The 1,332-nt window shown below is 39.2% G+C and carries 1 pseudogene; it reads right to left on the bottom strand.

The window, feature by feature from the left end:
- Positions 1 to 246 precede the first annotated feature (246 nt).
- Positions 247 to 1,332, bottom strand: a pseudogene (locus CH361_RS19770) (hypothetical protein); the annotation flags it as partial.

Raw genomic sequence — 1,332 nt, 5'->3', positions numbered from 1 at the left:
GCGTCGCATCAATTTGCCCATTGAGCCACATTCCATTGACTAAACATTCGCATGGAATTGTCCAGGCACCGAGCATATTAAGACCAGCATCTCCGACAAATAAATTCCCCCAACCATCTCTTGCAAAGTGCACAGTATTAACTGCTGGTATATAAGCCCATCCTGCAGGTGTCACAACCCTGTTTTCATATGAAACATTGTCGTAGCCGACTATTGATTTTGCTGTGAGTAACATACTAGCAAGCATTATGCCCAGCCTTTCTTCCAGGAACCAAGATAGTCGACATCATCTTTGTAAATTGTAAGAAGGCTTCTTTTATTCGCTCCTGTGTCTGGAGTTTCAAGCGCAGGTACAATGATATTAGATGGTAAGGTTATTGTTCTCCCACCCGTCGCATCTTGTTTGAATCGAAACACAAAAACATCTCCTTCACTCCCTCCTGAAATTTCGGTAAAGGTGACATTACCAGAAAGAGTTGCCTTAAATGAACGTTTGGTGTTAAGCGAAGTGATTGATACGGATCCAGATAAATTGCCTAAATCATGGATTGCATTATTCCATTTGTCTTTTTCGGAATCGGATACGAACCTACGTGAAGTCGACTCAGTCACTTCAGAGGCAGGAATATTACCAGTATTTCTTTTCCCACCCAAAGCAGTATCAACTTCAGATTTTGTATATGTATCTGACTTATTTGCTTTATTCGAATTTAAACGAAATACAGTTCCTGCAGAGGCTGGCTTGTTTGCGATCTCAGAATCAGTGTCGTCCACTATATCGGAAACGTTGACTTTCCCTGTGGCGTATGCAGCTAGATCAACTGTATTTTCTTTAATAAGGTTAACGATTTCTTGTAAAGTATCAAGATCCACATCATTGGAAGAAATGATTTCATTTATTGTATGAATCTGATCCGCCAATTGTTTTACTGAATAAGCCGATGCAGCTTTGTTCGTTGCTGTAGATGTATGACTGGTTAGAATATCTATAACAGTCAATTGCAAAGCATTAATAACATTGCTGAGACCAATCTGTTCTTTTGTGACTTCATGTGGATTTTCTGTATTGTCCTCATGATCATTTAATAAATTAACAATGTCAGACTCACTCAAGGTTCTTGCTGCTGCCTCATTGTTGATAGCTGCCATCAAGTTATTAGAGAGAAGTAAGTCTTCATTTTGTCTTAAGATAGCTTCTTCTGAAATAGATTCTGCGATCAAATTCTGGAGAGTGCCGGAAAGATTTGTGATTAATGTATTTGTGAAAGCGGCTATCTTTACACTGGACCAAGTGGTGTTTGCAGATTGTAGTTCATCTTGAATCAACAATCG

This window comes from Leptospira brenneri (assembly GCF_002812125.1).
In the GTDB taxonomy this organism is placed as follows: domain Bacteria; phylum Spirochaetota; class Leptospiria; order Leptospirales; family Leptospiraceae; genus Leptospira_A; species Leptospira_A brenneri.
This window is presented reverse-complemented; position numbering and strand designations above follow the sequence as displayed.